Here is an 18,284-nt window from a genome sequence, read left to right on the forward strand (position 1 = left end):
TACGCCGATCGGCGAAGGGGCCATCCGGAACCCCCGGCAAATGGATGCACACTTTAGGAACATGATAAAGAACGTTAATCCGATTCCCGTGTGGATCCTGCATGCCAGGTGAGGACAGGCGCAGCGCTGCCGGGCCGGCGAGAACGCCAGTAGGGCGAAGGGCTCAATCCTCCCGCAATCTGAAGCTGAACGTGGGCGGAAGTACTTCCAGGCTCCGAGAACCATCCCTGGCCGTGCAGGGATGCGAAGAAGTCGACCCGATACTTTCCTTCATTGAGCAGATGGGGTGGAATTTGCGCGTAGAGCTTGTTTCGTCCCAAGCTCAAGCTGGGCCATTCATGTTCCGCCCGGTCCGTCGTCACCGACCAGAAAACCTGCTGGCCCTGTTCGTCGATGACAGCGAAGCCGAAGTTCAGCAACGGGCTCAAGCGGTGGATATCCACCTCGATCTCGACCGTGGCGGGTCGATCGTTTGGCGTCGGCTGATCAAGGGTGCTGCCCTCCGCATCGACTACGCGGAACGAGCGCAGGCTGAAATATTCGCTATCGAGAGGGCTGTCCTCCGCTGTGATATAGGCGCCTTTCAGGGCACCGCCGCTGCCGAGCAGATAGCGCCCGCAAACCTCGTGCACCGCGCGCGTGTCTTCGCGAATGCTGCCACGCTCCAGCCACAGGACGCGCGAGCACAGCTGCATCACCGCATTCATGTTGTGCGATACGAACAGCACGGTGCGGCCGGAATTCGCCACGTCCTTCATCTTGCCGAGGCACTTCTTCTGGAAATCGGCATCGCCGACCGCCAGCACCTCGTCGACGACCATGATCTCGGGTTCGAGATGCGCCGCCACGGAGAAGGCGAGGCGCATCTTCATCCCGCTCGAATAGCGCTTGATCGGGATGTCGAGGAAATCGCCGACGCCCGAGAATTCCACGATCTCGTCGAAGCGGGCGCGAATCTCGTGCTTGCGCAGGCCGAGAATGGCGCCGTTGAAATAGATGTTCTCCCGCCCCGACAACTCGGGATGGAAGCCCGTGCCGACCTCGAGGAGCGAGCCCACCCGCCCGCGGATGCGGGCCGTGCCTTCGCTCGGCGCCGTGATCCGCGACAGCACCTTCAGCAAGGTGCTTTTTCCCGCCCCGTTGCGGCCGACGATGCCCACGACCTCGCCTTCGGCGACGTCGAAACTGACATTGCGCAGCGCCCAGAAGGACCGTGCGGCCTCCTTCTGCTCTGTTGCCGGCGCACGTGAGAACAGCCGGCGGGCGGCATCGGCCAGGCTCTCACGCAAGGTGGCATAGGCCGGCGCGCCGGTGCCGCTCAATGCATATTGCTTGCCGAGGTTGTCGACGGTGATGATGGCGGACATCGCTCAGATCCTGTCGACGATGGCCGGCTCGAGCTTGCGGAACGTGCCGAGCCCGAGCGCCGTAAGGCCGATGACCCATGCGGCAAGGACCGCATAGCTGAGGAGACCGGGCCACGGCGCGGCAATGATGATGGCGCGCATCGTGTCGATGAGCGTCGCCACCGGGTTGAGCGCATAGAGCCACTGATACTGCGGCGGCACGAAGGTGACCGGATAGATCACCGGCGTCAGATACATGGCGATCTGAACGAAGAACGGCAGGGCAATGCCGACATCGCGATAGATCGCGTTGAGCGGCGAGAGCACGAGCCCGATGCCATAGCCGAGGAGCCCTGCGGCAAGAAGGATGAGCGGCAAAAGGACGATCAGCGGCGACGGCACCATGCCATAGGCGAGCATCATCGCGACGAGCACGACGAGCGCGATGAGGAACTCGACGGCCGCCGACAGAGTCGGCACGAGCGGCAGGAGCAGGCGCGGGAAGAAGACCTTGGTGATGATGGCCTCGTTCTTCACCAGCGAGCCCGACGCCTCGACGACGACGCGGCTGAAGTACTGCCACATCAGGAGGCCGGAGAAGACGAAGATCGGATAGGGAATCCCGTCCGTCGGAATGCGGGCCAGATAGCTGAACACGAAGGTGAAGATCGCCGTCGTCAGCACGGGCTGCAGCAGGGCCCAGGCGATGCCGATCAGCGACTGCTTGTAGCGGATCTGGATCTCGCGCAGCGCCAGCGTCCAGGCGATATCACGGTTCGTCCACACGTCCGCGATGTCGTGTATCAGGTGGTGATCGGCGCGTGCGCGGATCACCACTTCCGTCTGCTGCGGCGACGCGGGCGTATCCATGGGAGCAACTGTCATTCCAACCTTTCCATCCGCGCCGTCTTACGCGGAGACGGGCGCGCGAGACGAAACCGCATCCTCGATGGCGGCACGCAGGACCGTGAACTCCTCCTCGAGCGGATAGTGGTGGTTACCGATGAAGAAGCCCGCCTCGTCGATGCGTTCGGCGTTCGGCAAATTGTCGCTGATCGTGTAGTCGAACCAGCGCAGCACCTCGTTCTTGGCGAAGTTGCCGGCGACGATCGGCCTTACATCGATCCCGGCGCGCGTGAATGCGGCGATAAGATCGGCCCGTGAAACCGGTGCATCCGACTCCACGATCATGCTGAACCCGAACCAGCTGCTTTCGCCGATCTCCCGCTGAGGCCGCAGGAAGGGATAGTCCCGCACGAGTTCGAGGAAGCGTTCCGCATTCCTGCGGCGCTCGGCGACGAGATTGGGCAATTTGCGCAATTGCGCGAGGCCTATGGCGCCGCTCATCTCAAGGGGGCGCAGGTTGTAGCCCGGCAGGATGAAGCGGAACGATTCGGTGAAGGGGTCGTCGCTCTTGGGCGTCGAGACATGATTGAACTTGGGCAGGTTGCGCGTCCAACCATGCGCCCTGAGGGCGAGGAGGATGTGGTAGAGCTCCTCGTCGTCCGTCACCACCATTCCGCCTTCCATCGTCGAGATATGGTGACTGAAGAAGGCGCTGAAGCTGCCCATCACGCCGAAGGTGCCCGTCTGGCGCCCTTCGAATGTCGCGCCCATGGATTCGCAGTTGTCCTCGATGAGGGCGATGTCGCGGTCGCCGACGATCCTTGCGATCTCGGCAAAATCATTCGGATTGCCGAGCAGATTGACGATCATGATCGCCCGGGTCTGCGGCCCCACGGCGCGGGCGAGCTTGCCGAGGTCATAGTTCAGCGTGTCGCGGTCGACATCGACGAAGCGCAGCTTCAGGCCATACTGGTAAAGCGGATAGTAGGTCGTGCTCCAGGAGACGGCAGGCACGATCACCTCGGCGCCGGGCTCCAGCGCACCCTGCTTGCGATAGCGCAGAGCCGCCACCATGAGCAGGTTGGCCGAGGATCCGGAATTGACCATCACGCAATGGCGGCTGCCGGTGTAATCGGCAAAGGCGCGTTCGAATTCGGCGACGCGCGCGCCCATCGTGAACATGCCGGAATCGACGACGGTCTGGATGGCCGCGATCTCCTCGTGGTCCCAGCTTGAATTAGCGAGCGGATAACGCATCAGCAGCTCCCGAGGAGAGATAGAAATCGTAGGTGGCACGCAGGCCTTCGCGCAGGGACGTCTGCGCCTGCCAGCCGAAAGCCTTCTGCCGTGAGACGTCGAGCAGCTTGCGCATCATGCCGACGGGCTTCGTCGTGTCATGCACGAAGCTGCCCGTGTAGCCGACGACCTCGGCGGCAACCGCGTAATATTCGTTGACGCTGTAGTCCTCGCCGAGGCCGACGTTCAGCACATCCGGCATTTCAGCAAAGCGGTCCACGGCGAACAGGATGGCGTCGGCGAGATCACCGGAATACATGAACTCGCGACGCGCCGTGCCGTCCCCCCAGATCTCCACCTCCGGAAGACCGTCGCGCTTGGCCACGTGGAGCTTGTGGATCACCGCCGGCACCAGGTGCGACACGGCCGGATCGAACTTGTCGTGCCGCCCGTAGAGGTTGCACGGGATCATCGTCTTGTAGAGCAGCGAGGGATCTTCCCGATGCACATAGCTGCACAGCCGGGCGATGGCGCATTTGGCCAGCGCATAGCCTTCATTGGTCGGCTCCAGCGTGCCGCTGAGGACATCCTCCTCCTTCAGCGGATCCGGACTGTTGCGTGGAAACATGCAGGAGCTGCCGAGGTTGAGGAGCCGCGTGACACCCGCCTCGCGCGCGGCGAGCACGATGTTGCGGCCGATGTCCCAGTTCTCCGTCAGGAAGCGGACAGGCTCGCGGATGTTCGCCTGGATGCCGCCGACGCGCCCTGCCGCGTGCACGACGATGTCGGGACGCACCTCACGCAGGACGCGGAGCGTCGACGCATGATCCGTCAGGTCGAGCTCGGTGCGCCGGGGCGCAACAACCTCGATCCCGCGCTCGCGGCACAGGTCGATGATGTTGCGGCCGACCATGCCGCCTCCGCCCGTCAGGAGAATGGTCGTCATTCGCCGGCGGCTCCATTGCGCACGGCGGTGTTGCTGAGCGCGCGCATCTGTTCCTCGCGACGGGCCTCGGCGAGATCGCTCTCCACCATCTCCTTCACGAGCTCCCGGAAGCTGATGCGGTGCTGCCAGCCGAGCTTTTCGCGGGCCTTGGAGGGGTCGCCGAGGAGGAGGTCGACTTCGGTGGGGCGGAAATAGCGCGGGTCGATGCGCACGAGGGTCTTGCCGCTCGCCTCGTCGATGCCGACCTCGTCGACGCCCTCACCCCGCCAGGCGATGGTGCGGCCCAGCTCGGCGAAGGCGAGCTCAACGAATTCGCGCACCGAGTGGGTCTCGCCGGTGGCGAGCACATAGTCCTCGGGCGTGTCCTGCTGCACGATGCGCCACATGCCCTCGACATAGTCGCGCGCATGGCCCCAGTCGCGCTTGGCGTCGAGATTGCCGAGGTAGAGCGCCTCCTGCAGGCCGCATTCGATGGCCGCGACGGCGCGGGTGATCTTGCGGGTGACGAAGGTCTCGCCGCGGATCGGGCTCTCGTGGTTGAAGAGAATGCCGTTCGAGGCGTGCATGCCGTAGGCCTCGCGGTAGTTCACCGTGATCCAGTAGGCATAGAGCTTGGCCGCGGCATAGGGGCTACGCGGGTAGAAGGGCGTCGTCTCGCGCTGCGGCGTCTCCTGCACCTTGCCGTAAAGCTCGGAGGTGGAGGCCTGATAGAAGCGCGTCTTGCCCTCGAGCTTCAGCAGGCGGATCGCCTCGAGCAGGCGCAAGGTGCCGATGGCGTCGGCATTGGCCGTGTATTCCGGCGTCTCGAAGCTCACCTGCACATGGCTCTGGGCGGCGAGGTTGTAGATCTCGTCCGGCTGGATCTCCTGCACGATGCGGATGAGATTGGTCGCATCCGTCATGTCGCCGTAGATCATGCGGAAGCGCGGATCGCCCTCGTGCACGTCCTGATAGAGATGGTCGACGCGCGCCGTGTTGAAGGACGAGGAACGGCGCTTCACGCCCCAGACGCGGTAGCCCTTGGCAAGGAGCAGCTCCGCCAGATAGGCGCCGTCCTGGCCGGTCACGCCGGTGATGAGTGCACGTTTAGACAAGTTGCTCATCCTTCCATTGCTGGCGCGCGCTGCGCGCCGGTATCCGGTCGATCCTCGCCGCGGGCAAGGGTCTCGTCAGCCATCGCCTCAGTGCCGGCTCCGGCGGAGGCGGCGGCCACGGAGACATGCAGCAGCGGCGGGGTCACGATGCGGTTGCTGTCGACCTGCCCGCCGAGGCGGTCATAGGTCGCCTGCGGCGTGCGCGCATCCGTCACCACCACGGCGTCAAAGGCGGGCGCCTCTCTCAACGCCCGCACCACCGGCACGCCCGCGACGCGGCCGCGGTTGGTCTCGGCATCGAGCACCGCAACGACCTCGATCGCGTTATCGCGGGCCGCGAGAATGGCGATCTCGGCAAGCTCGCCGGCCCCCGCCAGGACGACGCGGCGCAGGCCGACGACATCGAGGCGGCGGAAGCCGTCCGCATATTGCTCGCGCGCATCGCGGAAAAAGCGCAGGGAAATGTCGAGATAATCGGCCACGAGCCGGCTCTTCTCGGAAAAGCCGCTCGGCGTCAGGTAATAGGCGTAGCGCTTGTAGGGAGCGGCCCTGGCCTTCACATAGCCCTTGCGGATGGCGCGCTTGAGCAGCGCATTGACGAGGCCGATGGAGACGCCGATGCGCTGCGACAGCGACATCTGCGTCACCACTTCCCCGCTTTCCAGCGAAGCGAGCAACTCGAGGTCGACCTCGGTCGGGAGCTTGTCCGCCATCTGCCCTGCGTCTCGTGCGATCCGGCGGTTCGAATAGTCGTTCACGGCGTGAACGTCAAGGCGTGACGTTCACGCCGTGAACGAAGCGCGGACCTCTGTCAGACCCGCTTGTAGATGTCCTCGATGCGGACGATGTCGTCCTCGCCGAGATAGGGGCCGGACTGCACCTCGATGAGGTTGAGCGGCAGCTTGCCCGGGTTCTCGAGCCGGTGCACGCAGCCGAGCGGCAGGAAGATCGATTCGTTCTCGCGCAGCAGGATCTGCTCCTCGTCCCGGGTGACGAGGGCCGTGCCGTTGACGACGACCCAGTGCTCGGCGCGGTGGAAATGCTTCTGCAGCGACAGCTTGGCGCCGGGATTGACGGTGATGCGCTTGACCTGAAAGCGCTCGCCGTCGTGCACGGACTGGTAGAAGCCCCACGGGCGATAGACGCGCTGCGTCTGCGTGGCCGCGGCGTGGCCGTCCTTCTTCAGCGTCGCGACGAGCTGCGAGACCTTCTGGTCGCTGTCGCGCCGCGTCACGAGCACGACGTCGGGCGTCGCCACGACGACGAGGTCCTCGACCCCGAGGGCCGCGACGAGGCGGCCTTCGCCGCGCAGATAGGAGCCGCGCGTCTCGAGCGCCACCACGTCGCCGACGCACAGGTTGTCGTCCGTGTCCCGGCTGCCGATCTCCCACAGGGCCGACCAGCTGCCGATGTCGCTCCAGCCGAATTCGGACGGCACTACGGCGGCCTTGTCGGTCTTCTCCATCACGGCATAGTCGATCGAGATCGACGGTCCGGCGGCGAAGGGGGCCTCCGCGAGGCGCAGGAAGTCGAGGTCGCGCGCGGCGCCCTTCAGTGCCTCCCCCGCCGCGGCGAGCACTGCGGGCGCATGGCGCTCGAGTTCGGCGACGAAGACGGCAGCGGGCAGGAGGAAGATGCCGCTGTTCCAGAAATAGTCGCCCCCGGCGACATAGCCCTCGGCCGTCGGCCGGTCGGGCTTCTCGACGAAGGCGGCGACGGCGTTGATGCCAGGGGTCCCCGGCAGCGGATCGCCGCGGCGGATGTAGCCGTAGCCGGTGGCTGGCTTGTCCGGGCGCATGCCGAAGAGCACGAGGCGGCCGGCCGAGGCCGCGGCCGCGCCGGTGGCCACCGCGGCGCGGAAGGCGGCGGCGTCCTGCACCACGTGGTCGGCCGGCATGATGAGGATCAGCGCATCGGGGTCGCTCTCAGCCGCCATCAGCGCCGCGACCGCCGCCGCCGGCGCGGTATTGCGGCCGACCGGCTCCAGCACGATGGTGACGCCCGCGATGCCCGCCTGGCGTGCCTGTTCGGCGATGACGAAGCGATGCTCCGCATTGGCGATGACGACGGGCGCGGCAAAGCCCGGCTCGCCGGCGACACGCGCCAGCGTCTGCTGCAGCAGGCTCTCCTCGCCGGCGAGCGCCAGGAGCTGCTTGGGAAAGGATTCGCGCGACAGCGGCCACAGGCGCGTGCCAGTGCCCCCGGACAGAACGACCGGGACAATCCGCGGATGCTTCGCCATGTGGGCCCTCCCGTCAGCCGACGAGAGGCGCCGGCGCCACGCGCCCTTCCCCCGTCGAGTGTCGTCGTGCGAGTCGCGCTCGATGCCGCTTCCTAGCGCAAAGCGACAATCATGGAAATGCCGGTCGCACAGCTCCGGGCCGGCTCAGGCGGCCTGCTCCTTGTACCGCGCCAGGATCGCCTCGATCGGCCCTTCACCCACGATCCGCCCCTCGTGCAGCAGCAGCGCGCGGTTGCAATAGGCCCTGAGCGTCTGCGGGGAGTGCGAGGCGAGCACGAGGATATGCGCCTTGTCGATCATCCGCTCCAGGCGCTCGCGCGTCTTGCGGACGAAGCTCTCGTCGCCGACGCTGATGAATTCGTCGAGCAGCAGGATGTCCGGCGTGCGCACCGTGGAGATGGCGAAGGCGAGCCGCAGGCGCATGCCGCTCGAATAGGTGCGCATGGGCAGGTGCATGAAGCCGCCGAGCTCGGAGAACTCCGCCACTTCGGGAATGTAGCTGCGGGCCTCCGCGATGCTCATGCCGAGGAAGACGCCGCGCAGCACCACGTTGTCCGCCCCCGTCAGTTCGGCGTCCATGCCCATCGTCAGGTCGAAGAGCGAGGACACCCGCCCGTCGATGACGGCCGAGCCAGAGGTCGGCTCATAGGCGCCGGCGAGCACGCGCAGCAGGGTGGACTTGCCCGCCCCGTTGCGGCCGACCAGCGCCAGCCGGTCGCCGGGATTGAGCGTGAGCGAGATATCCTCGAGCGCGCGCACGGTGACGAGGTCGCCCGCCTCCTCCAGCCGGCCGCCCACCCGCGCCAGCAGGGCGTTGCGGAGCGACCGGTTGCGCGAGTTGTAGATGGGGAAGTCGACCGAGGCGCGGTGCAGGGCGATGGAGGGCATGCCGGCTCCTTACAGCCAGTAGACGATGCGCGCCCGGAACCGCGCGAAGAGCGGCGCCGCCACGAGCCCCATCAGAACGATGACGGCGAGCGCCTGCAGGTAGCGCTCCACGCCCGGCCATTGCCCGTGCAGGGGGTCGGCGACGATGAGGAGGAAGACGGCGAAGGGATTGAAATCGACGATGTAGGATGCCTGGCCGCCGAGCTGATCGGTGTGCCACATCACCGGCGTCAGGAAGAAGGCGACCTGCAGCAGGCTCTGGATGATCTGGGGCAGGTCGCGGAAGCGCGTGCACAGGAGGCCGATCGCCATCGCCGTGAGCAGCGAGGCGACGAGGGCGAGCAGCAGTCCCGGAACGACCATGACGACGGCCGGGGTCGGGACGATGCCGAAGAGCATGAACACGAGCGCGATGATGACCAGGTTGTGCGCCAGGATGATGAGCTGGCGAACGATGACCCGCATGACGAAGATCGTCTTCGGCATCGCCTGCTGCCCGAGGATATGGCCGGCCTGCGTGAAGACGCCCGTGCTGTCGGTGACGATGCCGGCGAGCAGCGTCCAGATGACGATGTTGACGGACAGGTAGGGCACGTAGGTCTCGATCGGGCGATCGAACAGATAGGAATAGACGATGCCGATGCCGGCGATGAAGATGCCGGTGCTCAGCGTGATCCAGAACTGGCCGAAGCGGGAGCGCTTGTAGCGCTGCCTGATGTCGTTGAAGGCGAGCAGCGACCAGATATGCCAGGCTGCGAGGCCCTGGGTGAGGTCCTCGGCGGCGCGCCGCCAGTCTGCTCTCGTCGGGAAAAGGGACATCTGCTGGTTTCTTGCTGTTTGCGTGGCACCGCATGGGACGGACCGCTGCGGCATTGTGCGCCGGACGCGGCCGCCCTCATCCGCTTCGGTGCTCGTGCCTGCAGCCCGCGCGATGGCGCACAGCGCCCTCAAGGAGCGGGACGAGCGCCGCATCTTTCCGGATCGGCGTCATTGCTCGGCCGTGCTGCCGGGAGGCTCCGGCGGGGATATCTCGTCAACGAACCGCGGCAGCGCCGGCTGTTGGGCGGGCGCGGACATGGTCCGCAACCCGTCCCACACGCCGCGGGCGATCGCCGTCAGCGCATAGGAGCGGCGCCGCCCCTTCAAGGCGTAGACGATGGCCTGGAGGCCGATGTAGGGGAGCATCTTGGCTTTCCAGCGCAACGGCACATGGCGCATGGCGAGCATGCGCACCTGGTTGCGGACGTAGGTGTAGAGCCTCGTCGGGGGCTGCACGGGCAGCGTGAGCCGCAGCAGCGGCACCGCAATGGACCCTCGCCCCAGCCGGTGCTCCATCCGGGCGTCGCGCGCGACCCAGCAGGAGAAGCCCCGGTGCCAGGCGCGGAAGCACCATTCGATGTCGACGGCATCGATGAAGAAATCATCGCGGAAAGGCCCGACCGCCTGATAGGCGGCGATCGAGACGAGCGAACCCGACGAGATCACGAAATCCACGGCCCGGAAGCGAGCGGCCCCGTCGCGGCCTGGCCGCAGGAAGATGCGCACGTCCTTGAAAGCCGGCGTCGCCTGCCGGGGGCCGACGGGCTGGACCCCCACCGCGGCCACCTGCTGCCCCGCCGCGGCAAGCTCCACCATCAGATCGGCGAGGTGCCGGACCACCTGCGGCCGCAATGTCGAATCCTGGTCGACGAGCAGCACCGCATCGCCACCATACTGGCCGGCGCGCCGCAGAATCTCATTATAGGCACTGCCGAGCCCGACGTTCTCGCGCGATTGGATGATCTCGATGCGAGCACTGCCGCCGACGGCCAGTAACTCTTCCCGATGAACCTGCGACAACGGGGAATTCGCGAATATCAATACGCATTCAGTTGTCTGGGCCAATACCGACACCAGATCCAGCAGCAATGCCTGCTCAGGTCGATACGTGACGACCCCTGAATAGATGCGCAATGATAAGGTTAACACAATACCCGCGCCAATAAGACAAGTAGAAAATATACGCGAAACGTGGCATTCAGATTTTTAAAATTCAACTAGATTTTTATGCGTTTTGCATCCTCAGGCATCCCCGAACCCCTGTCAAGACGGGCCCGCCCGGCAAGGTGAAGGCGCGGCCGCCCTGCTCATGCGGCAGTCCGCCGCAGCACGCGCGCCACCGCTGCCGTCGCAGCCAACTCCCGAGAAACCCAGCGACAGGCGCGCCGGGCGGACGCGCTCCGTACCGGCCCGTGATCCGGATCACTTGCCGTCCGACCATGCAACGGAGCGCGCGGGCCTTTCGCACACATCAACCGGGCGGCGACCACGTCGTCCGTGCAGCGGCCACGGCAACGCGAGGAGCAGGCCGGCCGGCGCCACTTGACTGCAAACAAACGTGACAATAAGCTATTTTGTATAGTGCCGGTTTAGTTTGATTACGGCCCCTGATCCCGTTTCATTGGAAGATTGCCCATGACATATTCTTATCAGCACCACCTCCCCTGAAGCACCGCCATGTAATCGCTTGCTGCGAGGGACCTGCCCTCCGGCGGAAACGCTCATGCCAGCTCCGGCCGACGGCTGCGATCCGGCGGGATAGCCGGATCCTTCGAAGGTCGAGGTCGGGTTGTCGCATGTGCTCCGGAAGGAAGACGTGCGCCAGCCGGGCTGCGGGCGACGAGCGCGCCGAGCACAGCGCCTAGCGCCTGCCCGGATCCGCCACCCGGAGCCCGGGGCATTCACGTCCTGCAAGGGACCGATCCTCGGTCAGCCTTGCCGCGCAGGCGCCTTCGAGCGGCCGGCATCCGCCGGCGGTGAAGAGCGCGGCCTCGCGGACGAAAGGCTGGTGCGGGCGATCCGGCGGCGTGCCCGAGCAGCAGCGACGGCAGGCTCATGTCCCGGCGGAGCGAGCGGCAGAGAGCGGCCCCGTTCCCGCGGCTCGGATAGCCGGCCGTGAGGCGCGGGATACGGGAGCGAGTCCCGGCGCAGGACCAAAACCGAACCGATACTATGCGACAGCTTCATATGGACATCGCAACGCCCTCTCTTCCTGCCGGCGATGCTGCCCCGGCGATGTGTGCGCCGCAGCCTGCCCCCTGGCGCACGGTCGCCGTCGTCACGCGCACGCGGAGCCGGCCGCTCCTGCTGCGCCGCGCGGCCCGGAGCATCGGCCGCCAGACCTTCCGGGACTTTGTCTGGGTGGTCGTCAACGACGGCGGCGACGAGGAGGCGGCGCGGTCCATCGTCGAAGGGGCCGGGCTCGACCGGGACCGTGTCCTCTTTCTCTCCCTGGCGCAGAGCCGCGGCATGGAGGCCGCATCCAATGCGGGCATCGCGGCGAGCCGATCGGAATTCGTGGTGATCCATGACGACGACGACAGCTGGGCGCCTGATTTCCTGGAGAAGACCGTCGCCTTCCTCTCGGGCCCGCGGGGCCGGCGCTACGGCGGCGTCATCACCCATTCGATCCACGTCTCCGAGGACATCCGCGACGATCAGGTGATCGAACGTCAGCGCCGTCCCTTCCAGACCGCGGTGCGCGACGTGCAACTGGCGCAGATGCTCCGCGGCAATTTCTTTCCGCCGATCTCCTTCCTGTTTCGCCGCCCCGTGTGGGACGAGATCGGCGGCTTCAACGAGGACCTGCCGGTTCTGGGCGACTGGTTCTTCAACCTGGAGTTCCTGCTGAAGGCCGACATCGGCGTCCTGCCGGAGCCGCTGGCCTTCTACCACCACAGGGACCAGGCCCCGGTCGCGAACGTCTATGCCAATTCGGTCATTGCGGCAGGGCACCGGCACGGCGAACTTGCGGCGGTCGTGCGCAACGCGTTCCTGCGCCGCCACATGGACAAGGCCGCGGTAGCACTCAGCCTCGTCCTCGGCCACATCGACGACATGCGCCCCGGCGAGGTGGCGGCCGCGGCAGACACCGCGCAGCGGCCGGCGAGCGCCCCGGACACGGCCGGCGACGAAGACCGGGCGGATCTCGAATGGATCATCGGCAGCGTCAACCGGAGCCTGGCCAGAAGGTCCCTCAAGACCTTCGTGAGATCGCTGCGCATCCGGCCGCTCGAGCCCGATGCCGGATGGAACCAGGCGCTGTCGGCCCTGCAGAAGCTGAAGGCCGCCGTCCCCGTCCCCGATCATTTCGACGAGGCCGCCTATCTTGCCGACAACCCGGACGTGGCGGACGCCGTGCAGAAGGGAGAGCTCCACTCGGGCTACCTGCATTTCCTGCTGTTCGGCCGCTTCGAGGGCCGGCGCCGCCCGGGCCGTCACGCCGGCAACGTCGCGGAGGCGCGCGACAACGCCCGCCCGGCCCCGAGCGCGCAACACGTTCTGAAGCCGGTCTTCGACACGCCCGCCATGCTGCGCGCGGCGCATCGCATTGCCGGTTTCGAACGGGTCCTGCACGTCGCGCACCACGAATGGCACGGCATCCGCCAGGCCACGGCCTATTGCCCCGGGCACAAGCTGCTCATCCCCGCCGACGGGACGCTGGAAGAAGCCGACAAGGCCCAGATCGCAGAGGAGATCCAGGCCCTCGGCATCACGCATGTCATCTTCCAAGGCTATTCCGAAAATGCCGACCAGCTGCTCCTGTCCCTGAAGTCACGCTTCGGCGCGGGGCTGCGCTGCCATGCGATCACCCACGTCACCACGGCGCAGTTCGAGCATCATTTCGAGATGGTCATGCAGGCGCGCCTGCTGATCCGTCTCCGCATGGGCTCCCTCCAGGGCCTCGCCTCGGTCAAGCCCGATTTCGGCGCCGTCTTCGAGAATTACTGGCCGGGCCTCATCGTCAATTTCGCGCCCGACCTGCCGTCGCAGGGCTCTCGGCAGCCGCCCGACCTGCGCTCGGTCTATGCGCCGCTCGACGCGGGCTGGCGCAAGAACATGTATACCAACGTGCTCGGCGCGCTCACGGCCGGCAATGTCGAGCAGGTCAAGACCGCCAATTTCCCCAACGGCCTCGAAAGTCTCGTCAATCTCGACCGGCTGCGGCTCGTCGGCTATCTGCGCGGGCGCGACCTCTTCGAGGAGATGGCGCGCAGCTCGCTCGTGCTTCTGGCGACCCTCGCCGAATGCCAGCCCATGACCCAGCTCGAGAGCCTGGCCGTCGGCACGCCCGCCATGACGGGGCCGCTGGCGATCCGCGAGTTCGACGACGATCCGCTGATACGGCTCTGCACCACGCCGCATCTCGACAACCCGGCCCTGCTGGCGCGCGACATCGAACGGCTGGTCGCGGCCCGGCACGACGACCCTCCGGCCATGCAGGAGATGATCACCAGTCATCTCGCCCGGCGCCATGCCCTGGCGGCGCAGCGCTATGCCGACTTCCTGGCGCTGTGACATGCCAAAGCCCGCGATCTGCTTCGTGACCAACGAGCTCTATCCGCTGGGCCCCGGCGGCATCGGGCGCATGCTGCACAATTTCGCCCGCCACAACGAGGCGATGGGCTGTCCGGCTGAGATCCACTTCCTCGTGCCGCCCGAACTCCTGGCGAGCCGGCCCGATGCGTCGATGCTGCTCGCCGGCACGTTCGACGGGCTGGCGCAGGTACACGTCTGCCCGGACCTCGCGAGCCGGCCGGACCTGACGGCCCAGCTGCTCGCCCGCGCCGGCGCCCATCCCTGGACGCTGGAATGGCACCAAGCCCAGTCCTATCGGTACTATCAGGGCCTCCTCGCCGCCGAGCGCAGGCGCGGCGCGCCGTTCGACATCATCGAATTCCCCGACTTCGGCGGCTGGGCCGTGGCGAGCATCGAAGCTAAGCGCGCCGGCCTCGCCTTCACGCAGACGCTCATCGCCGCCCGCATCCATTCCACGCAGGGGGTGATCTACCGGGCGGAGCGCTTCACCCACCACCCCGGCCATTCCCTCGGCATCTTCTTCGATGCCGAGCGCCATTTGCTCGCCCATGCCGATCTCGTCGTGGGGCACGAGCGCGCGGTGCTGGCCTTCAACGAGGACCATTACGGCCTCGCGGAACGCTGGCGGGGGCGCTCTCTGCTGGAATTCCCGCCCATCCTCCTCGACGATGGCGACCGCCCGGTGCAGGCGGAGCGCAAGCCGGCGGACTTCATCTTCTCCTCGCGCCTGCAGCCCTTCAAGCGCCCGGACCTCTTCATCCGCGCCGCGGTCCTCTTCCTGGAGAACCATCCGGACCACGAGGGCTGCTTCCGGCTCGTGTCCTACGGATGGGACGAGGCCTATATCGCCGGCCTGCGGGCGCTGGTGCCGGAGGCGCTCAGGGAGAAGATCCTGTTCGTCTTCGGCGCCAGCGCCGCCGAGCGCGAGAGCCATCTCGCCCGCTCGATCGTGGTCGTGCCGTCCGACTACGAGAGCCTGTGCCTGTTCGCCTTCGAGGCGAGCCGGATGGATTGCAAGGTCATCCTCAACGGGCGCTGCCCCGCCTTCGGCGAGACCTCGCGCTGGCGGGACGGGGAGAACTGCCTCCTGTTCGATGGTTCCGTCGCGGGCCTCGCGGCCGCGATGGAAAAGGCCCTGGGCTGGGCACCGTCGGCCCCGGCCAGCGTGACGCCCGACACCCCCTACTGGCTGCGGCCGGCGTCCTGGCCTGTTCCGCGATCCGCCGCGGCAGCGAAGGAGCGCCCGGGCGTGACGGTCGTCTGCCACGGCGTTCGCTCGCCCGCCGAGTTCGAACGGCATTTCGACACCGTGCTCCACCTCGATGCCGAGCTTGACGTCGCGGGCGGCCGGGATGCGGTGCATGTCCTGCTGCCGCGGGGGCACTTCGCTCCGGACGGGCCGGAGGCGCGCCGTGTCGAGGCCCGCGGCTGGCAGGCCATGTTCACCTCCGGCAAGAGCGAATGCCCCGAGATGCTGGCGCGCCGGCTCGCCGCGCTGGAGCGGGAGGCGGTGCTGCTCTATCCCTTCGGCTTCGAGGCCGCGCCGGGCTTTCTTGCCCACGCGCTCAACGCGATGGCCCGGGATGCGGAACTCGCCCTCGTCTGCGGCCATGTGGAGCTCGTCGATCCGCATACGGCGAGAAGCGACTATCTGCGCGCCTATGCCGGCGAGGCGCCGTCGATGGCGCTCGTCTCGAGCCGCATCGCGTCGCCGTTCTGTCTGCTGCGACGCGACCTGCCGGCCCGGGTGCCGTTCGATCCGCGGGCCGGCGACCTCTGGTTCGAGGTCTTCGCCCGGGAATGTGCGCTGAAGGGCGAGGGCATCCTCGTCATGCCCGTGATCGCGGCCACCATGGACGCCTTTCTGGCGGGGCGACGCGAGACGACCAAGAAGATCTCCGGCGGGCTCACCGATGCGGCAGGCATCGCGGCCGGGCTGCCTGCCCGCCTCTTGAGCCTCGACCCCGTCCAGCCGCCCGGCGACGGGCCCGACCGGCCGCTGGCGTTGCATGGCGAGCAATTGCGGCCGGTCTCGCGCGTCCATCCGCCGGGGCGCGTGCGGGAGTGGGAGCCGGTGCAATGGCATGGCGGCGCCCAGGGCATCGTCGTCCACCCGCTCGCGGGGGAGGTGACGATCGGCGAATTGCGCGGCCCGCACCGCCGGGTCGGCCGCATCGTCGCCCATGTGCGCAACCTCAACGAGAACAACGGCGGGGTCGAGGCTGCCGTCGCCCTGGCGCGCGGCAACGCGGAGACGCAACGCATCCTGGCCCATCTCAACGGGGGTGGCGCCGCGGACGACATCGCCCTCAGCGCCTGGCAGACTGTCGGACCCGGCCGGCAGGCGCTGATCGAGCTCTCCGCCTATGGCACGAGCCGGGGCAACGACCGGCTGCTCCTCATCACGCGGCTGCCGCCACGCGGTGAGGAGAGCGACTGCCACCTCGCCTTCGAGCGCGTGGAGCTCTGGTTCAACGAGAACACCCTCTGACGGCGCGAAGAATGCCGCTCATCCTGCGGCGTCGGCGCGCCCGCCTTCAGCCTCCCGCCGAGCCCCGCCGCCTCATAGAAGGAACAATCATGGTCCCTCCCTTCGGCCTTCTCGTCGCCCGCCAGAGATCGGGAACCGGCGCGCTGGGCAGCCTCCTCGACCGGCAAAACCATCCGCAGTTCTATTATCTCGGCGAGATCTTCCACCCCGAAGGCCTGGGCGATCGCCACAACTATTTCACGCACCTCGTGGACTACGTCCGGGAGGATCCGCTGAATGCAATGGCGCAGAACGCGCCGCAGAATTTCCGGAGATTTCTCGCGACCTTCGCCGGAGAAGGCCGCACGCTCCTGCCGGACGTCAAGTACGACAGCCTGCACAGCCTCAACGGGCCCTGGCATGCGCCGCTCGCCCGGCCGTGGCTCCTGGAACTCGCGCGGGCCGAGGGTGCGCCGATCATCCACCTCACGCGCAAGAACCTGCTGGAGGTCTTCGTCTCCGGCCTGCTCGCCGCCGCCAACAAAATCTGGCACACGGCCGATGCGGCAGACGTGAGGATCCGCTCGGCCGTCGTCGACATCGCCAAGCTGCTGCGCTTCATCGACGGCATGCAACGCGAGCGGGAGGTGATCGAGCAGTGGCTCGACGGGCACCGGCCCCTCGTGACGCTCGACTATCAGGAGATGTTCGACGCGGAAGGGCTGCTGGCACGCGAAAAGGCTGACGAGATCGCGCGCGCCTTCGCGGCGGATCCGATCACGCAGCGCAAGCCCTCCTTCGTCAAGCAGGCGCCGCGCAGCCTCGCTGAATCCATCCGGAACTACGATGAGGTGGAAAGGGCGCTCGCCGGCACGCCCCATGCCTGGATGCTCACCGAAGACGGCGCCCCGCCGGCCCCGCCCGCCCCTGCCGCCATCAAGGGATCTCCCGTGAAGAAATTCGTCTTCCAGAACTCCGCCCTCACCATCAACGGGCACGGCGTGACGATGCACAGCATCACCGCACCGTGGGGAGAGGACGACAACCTGCTCGGCGCCATGCGGCAGGGCTCCTTCGACGAGCCGAGGTCCCTCGCCTACTGGCTCTTCCTGGTGGAGAGCGCACCGCAGAACGCGATGGTCCTCGACGTCGGAGCCTATACGGGCCTGTTCTCGCTGCTGACGGCGCGGGCCCGGCGGGACGTCCTGTCCATCGCCTTCGAGCCGTCGTCGGTGACCTTCGGGCGGCTCGTCTACAACATCCAGCTCAACGGCTTCAATCCGCGCATCGTGCCCTGCCATCTCGCAGCCTGGAAGCAGGAGGAAATCCTGACCCTGCCGCACAGATACGGCTTCTTCAGCCTCTGCTCGGGCGAGAAGATCACGCAGACCCAGGCGGTTGACCACACGGAGACGGTCAAGGCCGTGCCGCTGGACAGCATCCTGCAGCCGGCACGGCCCGACTATCTCAATGCGCCGCAGCTCGCGGCGATCGCCGAGCGCCCCGTCGCCGCCGTCAAGATCGACGTGGAGGGCGTGGAACCCGAGGTGCTGGAAGGCGCGAGGCACCTCATTGCCGCCTACCGGCCCGCCTTCATCTGCGAGACGCTCGACGCTGCGGCGCAGGAGAGGCTCACCGCCTTCTTCACCTCCGTCGGCTATGCGGTGATCCCGATCGCGGGTGAGCGCAACGTGCTCGCCGTGTCCGAAGGCCGCCATGCCGCTTTCGAGCGCGAATTCGCCGCCTGGGCGGAGCGGAGCGGCACGGCGGCCACGATCGGCGGGCATGTCATCGAAGGCTCACGCTTCGAGACGGAACTCTGAAGCAGGCGCATGTCGCAGCCGAGAGCGACCCGGCC

Annotated in this window: 13 protein-coding genes; 3 read left to right on the top strand and 10 right to left on the bottom strand. The window is 67.0% G+C overall.

Going from position 1 to position 18,284, the window contains the following annotated elements; genetic code table 11:
* Positions 1 to 74 precede the first annotated feature (74 nt).
* From GGR16_RS17775 to GGR16_RS17820, 10 genes are all read right to left on the bottom strand, one after another.
* Entirely contained in the window at positions 75 to 1,367 is a 1,293-nt protein-coding gene (locus GGR16_RS17775; RefSeq protein WP_183317468.1) for an ABC transporter ATP-binding protein, read from the bottom strand.
* 3 nt (positions 1,368 to 1,370) lie between these two features.
* Positions 1,371 to 2,231 carry an ABC transporter permease gene (locus GGR16_RS17780; protein ID WP_082312715.1) on the bottom strand — a complete coding sequence of 287 codons (861 nt, stop codon included), beginning with the start codon at positions 2,229 to 2,231 and terminating at the stop codon, positions 1,371 to 1,373.
* Between the two features lie 24 nt (positions 2,232 to 2,255).
* The gene (locus GGR16_RS17785) at positions 2,256 to 3,449 is read right to left on the bottom strand and encodes a DegT/DnrJ/EryC1/StrS family aminotransferase (RefSeq protein ID WP_019401841.1); all 1,194 of its coding nucleotides are present in this window, start codon (positions 3,447 to 3,449) and stop codon (positions 2,256 to 2,258) included.
* Positions 3,430 to 4,374, bottom strand: a complete 945-nt coding sequence (locus GGR16_RS17790) for a GDP-L-fucose synthase family protein (protein WP_019401842.1) — start codon at positions 4,372 to 4,374, stop codon at positions 3,430 to 3,432. Before GGR16_RS17790 ends, GGR16_RS17785 begins: the two co-directional genes overlap by 20 nt.
* Positions 4,371 to 5,468: a GDP-mannose 4,6-dehydratase gene (gmd, locus tag GGR16_RS17795; RefSeq protein WP_198301024.1), complete on the bottom strand. Its 1,098-nt coding sequence runs from the start codon at positions 5,466 to 5,468 to the stop codon at positions 4,371 to 4,373. Before gmd ends, GGR16_RS17790 begins: the two co-directional genes overlap by 4 nt.
* Before the next feature lie 5 nt (positions 5,469 to 5,473).
* The gene (locus GGR16_RS17800) at positions 5,474 to 6,181 is read right to left on the bottom strand and encodes a winged helix-turn-helix transcriptional regulator (RefSeq protein WP_183317469.1); all 708 of its coding nucleotides are present in this window, start codon (positions 6,179 to 6,181) and stop codon (positions 5,474 to 5,476) included.
* A 98-nt stretch (positions 6,182 to 6,279) separates the two neighbouring features.
* On the bottom strand, positions 6,280 to 7,710 hold the full coding sequence (locus GGR16_RS17805; RefSeq protein ID WP_183317470.1) for a mannose-1-phosphate guanylyltransferase/mannose-6-phosphate isomerase: 1,431 nt from the start codon (positions 7,708 to 7,710) through the stop codon (positions 6,280 to 6,282).
* A gap of 144 nt (positions 7,711 to 7,854) precedes the next feature.
* Positions 7,855 to 8,598 carry an ABC transporter ATP-binding protein gene (locus tag GGR16_RS17810; RefSeq protein WP_183317471.1) on the bottom strand — a complete coding sequence of 248 codons (744 nt, stop codon included), beginning with the start codon at positions 8,596 to 8,598 and terminating at the stop codon, positions 7,855 to 7,857.
* A 9-nt stretch (positions 8,599 to 8,607) separates the two neighbouring features.
* On the bottom strand, positions 8,608 to 9,417 hold the full coding sequence (locus GGR16_RS17815) for an ABC transporter permease (protein WP_019401847.1): 810 nt from the start codon (positions 9,415 to 9,417) through the stop codon (positions 8,608 to 8,610).
* Positions 9,418 to 9,585: 168 nt separating this feature from the next.
* A complete protein-coding gene (locus GGR16_RS17820; RefSeq protein ID WP_256381331.1) occupies positions 9,586 to 10,566 on the bottom strand; it encodes a glycosyltransferase in 981 nt (326 codons plus the stop codon).
* Between the two features lie 1,038 nt (positions 10,567 to 11,604).
* On the opposite strand from GGR16_RS17820, the gene GGR16_RS17825 reads away from it, so the two are divergent.
* From GGR16_RS17825 to GGR16_RS17835, 3 genes are all read left to right on the top strand, one after another.
* Complete coding sequence (locus GGR16_RS17825) at positions 11,605 to 13,935, top strand: glycosyltransferase (protein ID WP_183317472.1); 2,331 nt, start codon at positions 11,605 to 11,607, stop codon at positions 13,933 to 13,935.
* Between the two features lies 1 nt (position 13,936).
* The gene (locus tag GGR16_RS17830) at positions 13,937 to 16,447 is read left to right on the top strand and encodes a glycosyltransferase (RefSeq protein WP_183317473.1); all 2,511 of its coding nucleotides are present in this window, start codon (positions 13,937 to 13,939) and stop codon (positions 16,445 to 16,447) included.
* 89 nt (positions 16,448 to 16,536) lie between these two features.
* Complete coding sequence (locus GGR16_RS17835) at positions 16,537 to 18,249, top strand: FkbM family methyltransferase (protein ID WP_183317474.1); 1,713 nt, start codon at positions 16,537 to 16,539, stop codon at positions 18,247 to 18,249.
* The last annotated feature ends 35 nt before the right edge of the window (positions 18,250 to 18,284 follow it).

It is taken from the genome of Chelatococcus caeni (assembly GCF_014196925.1).
GTDB classification, from domain to species: Bacteria; Pseudomonadota; Alphaproteobacteria; order Rhizobiales; family Beijerinckiaceae; genus Chelatococcus_A; species Chelatococcus_A caeni.

Coding starts and splice junctions, on each gene's coding strand:
- GGR16_RS17775 (WP_183317468.1), bottom strand. CDS start 1,367: ATGTCCGCCATCATCACCGTCGACAACCTCGGCAAGCAATATGCATTG.
- GGR16_RS17780 (WP_082312715.1), bottom strand. CDS start 2,231: ATGACAGTTGCTCCCATGGATACGCCCGCGTCGCCGCAGCAGACGGAA.
- GGR16_RS17785 (WP_019401841.1), bottom strand. CDS start 3,449: ATGCGTTATCCGCTCGCTAATTCAAGCTGGGACCACGAGGAGATCGCG.
- GGR16_RS17790 (WP_019401842.1), bottom strand. CDS start 4,374: ATGACGACCATTCTCCTGACGGGCGGAGGCGGCATGGTCGGCCGCAAC.
- GGR16_RS17800 (WP_183317469.1), bottom strand. CDS start 6,181: ATGGCGGACAAGCTCCCGACCGAGGTCGACCTCGAGTTGCTCGCTTCG.
- GGR16_RS17805 (WP_183317470.1), bottom strand. CDS start 7,710: ATGGCGAAGCATCCGCGGATTGTCCCGGTCGTTCTGTCCGGGGGCACT.
- GGR16_RS17810 (WP_183317471.1), bottom strand. CDS start 8,598: ATGCCCTCCATCGCCCTGCACCGCGCCTCGGTCGACTTCCCCATCTAC.
- GGR16_RS17815 (WP_019401847.1), bottom strand. CDS start 9,417: ATGTCCCTTTTCCCGACGAGAGCAGACTGGCGGCGCGCCGCCGAGGAC.
- GGR16_RS17825 (WP_183317472.1), top strand. CDS start 11,605: ATGGACATCGCAACGCCCTCTCTTCCTGCCGGCGATGCTGCCCCGGCG.
- GGR16_RS17830 (WP_183317473.1), top strand. CDS start 13,937: ATGCCAAAGCCCGCGATCTGCTTCGTGACCAACGAGCTCTATCCGCTG.
- GGR16_RS17835 (WP_183317474.1), top strand. CDS start 16,537: ATGGTCCCTCCCTTCGGCCTTCTCGTCGCCCGCCAGAGATCGGGAACC.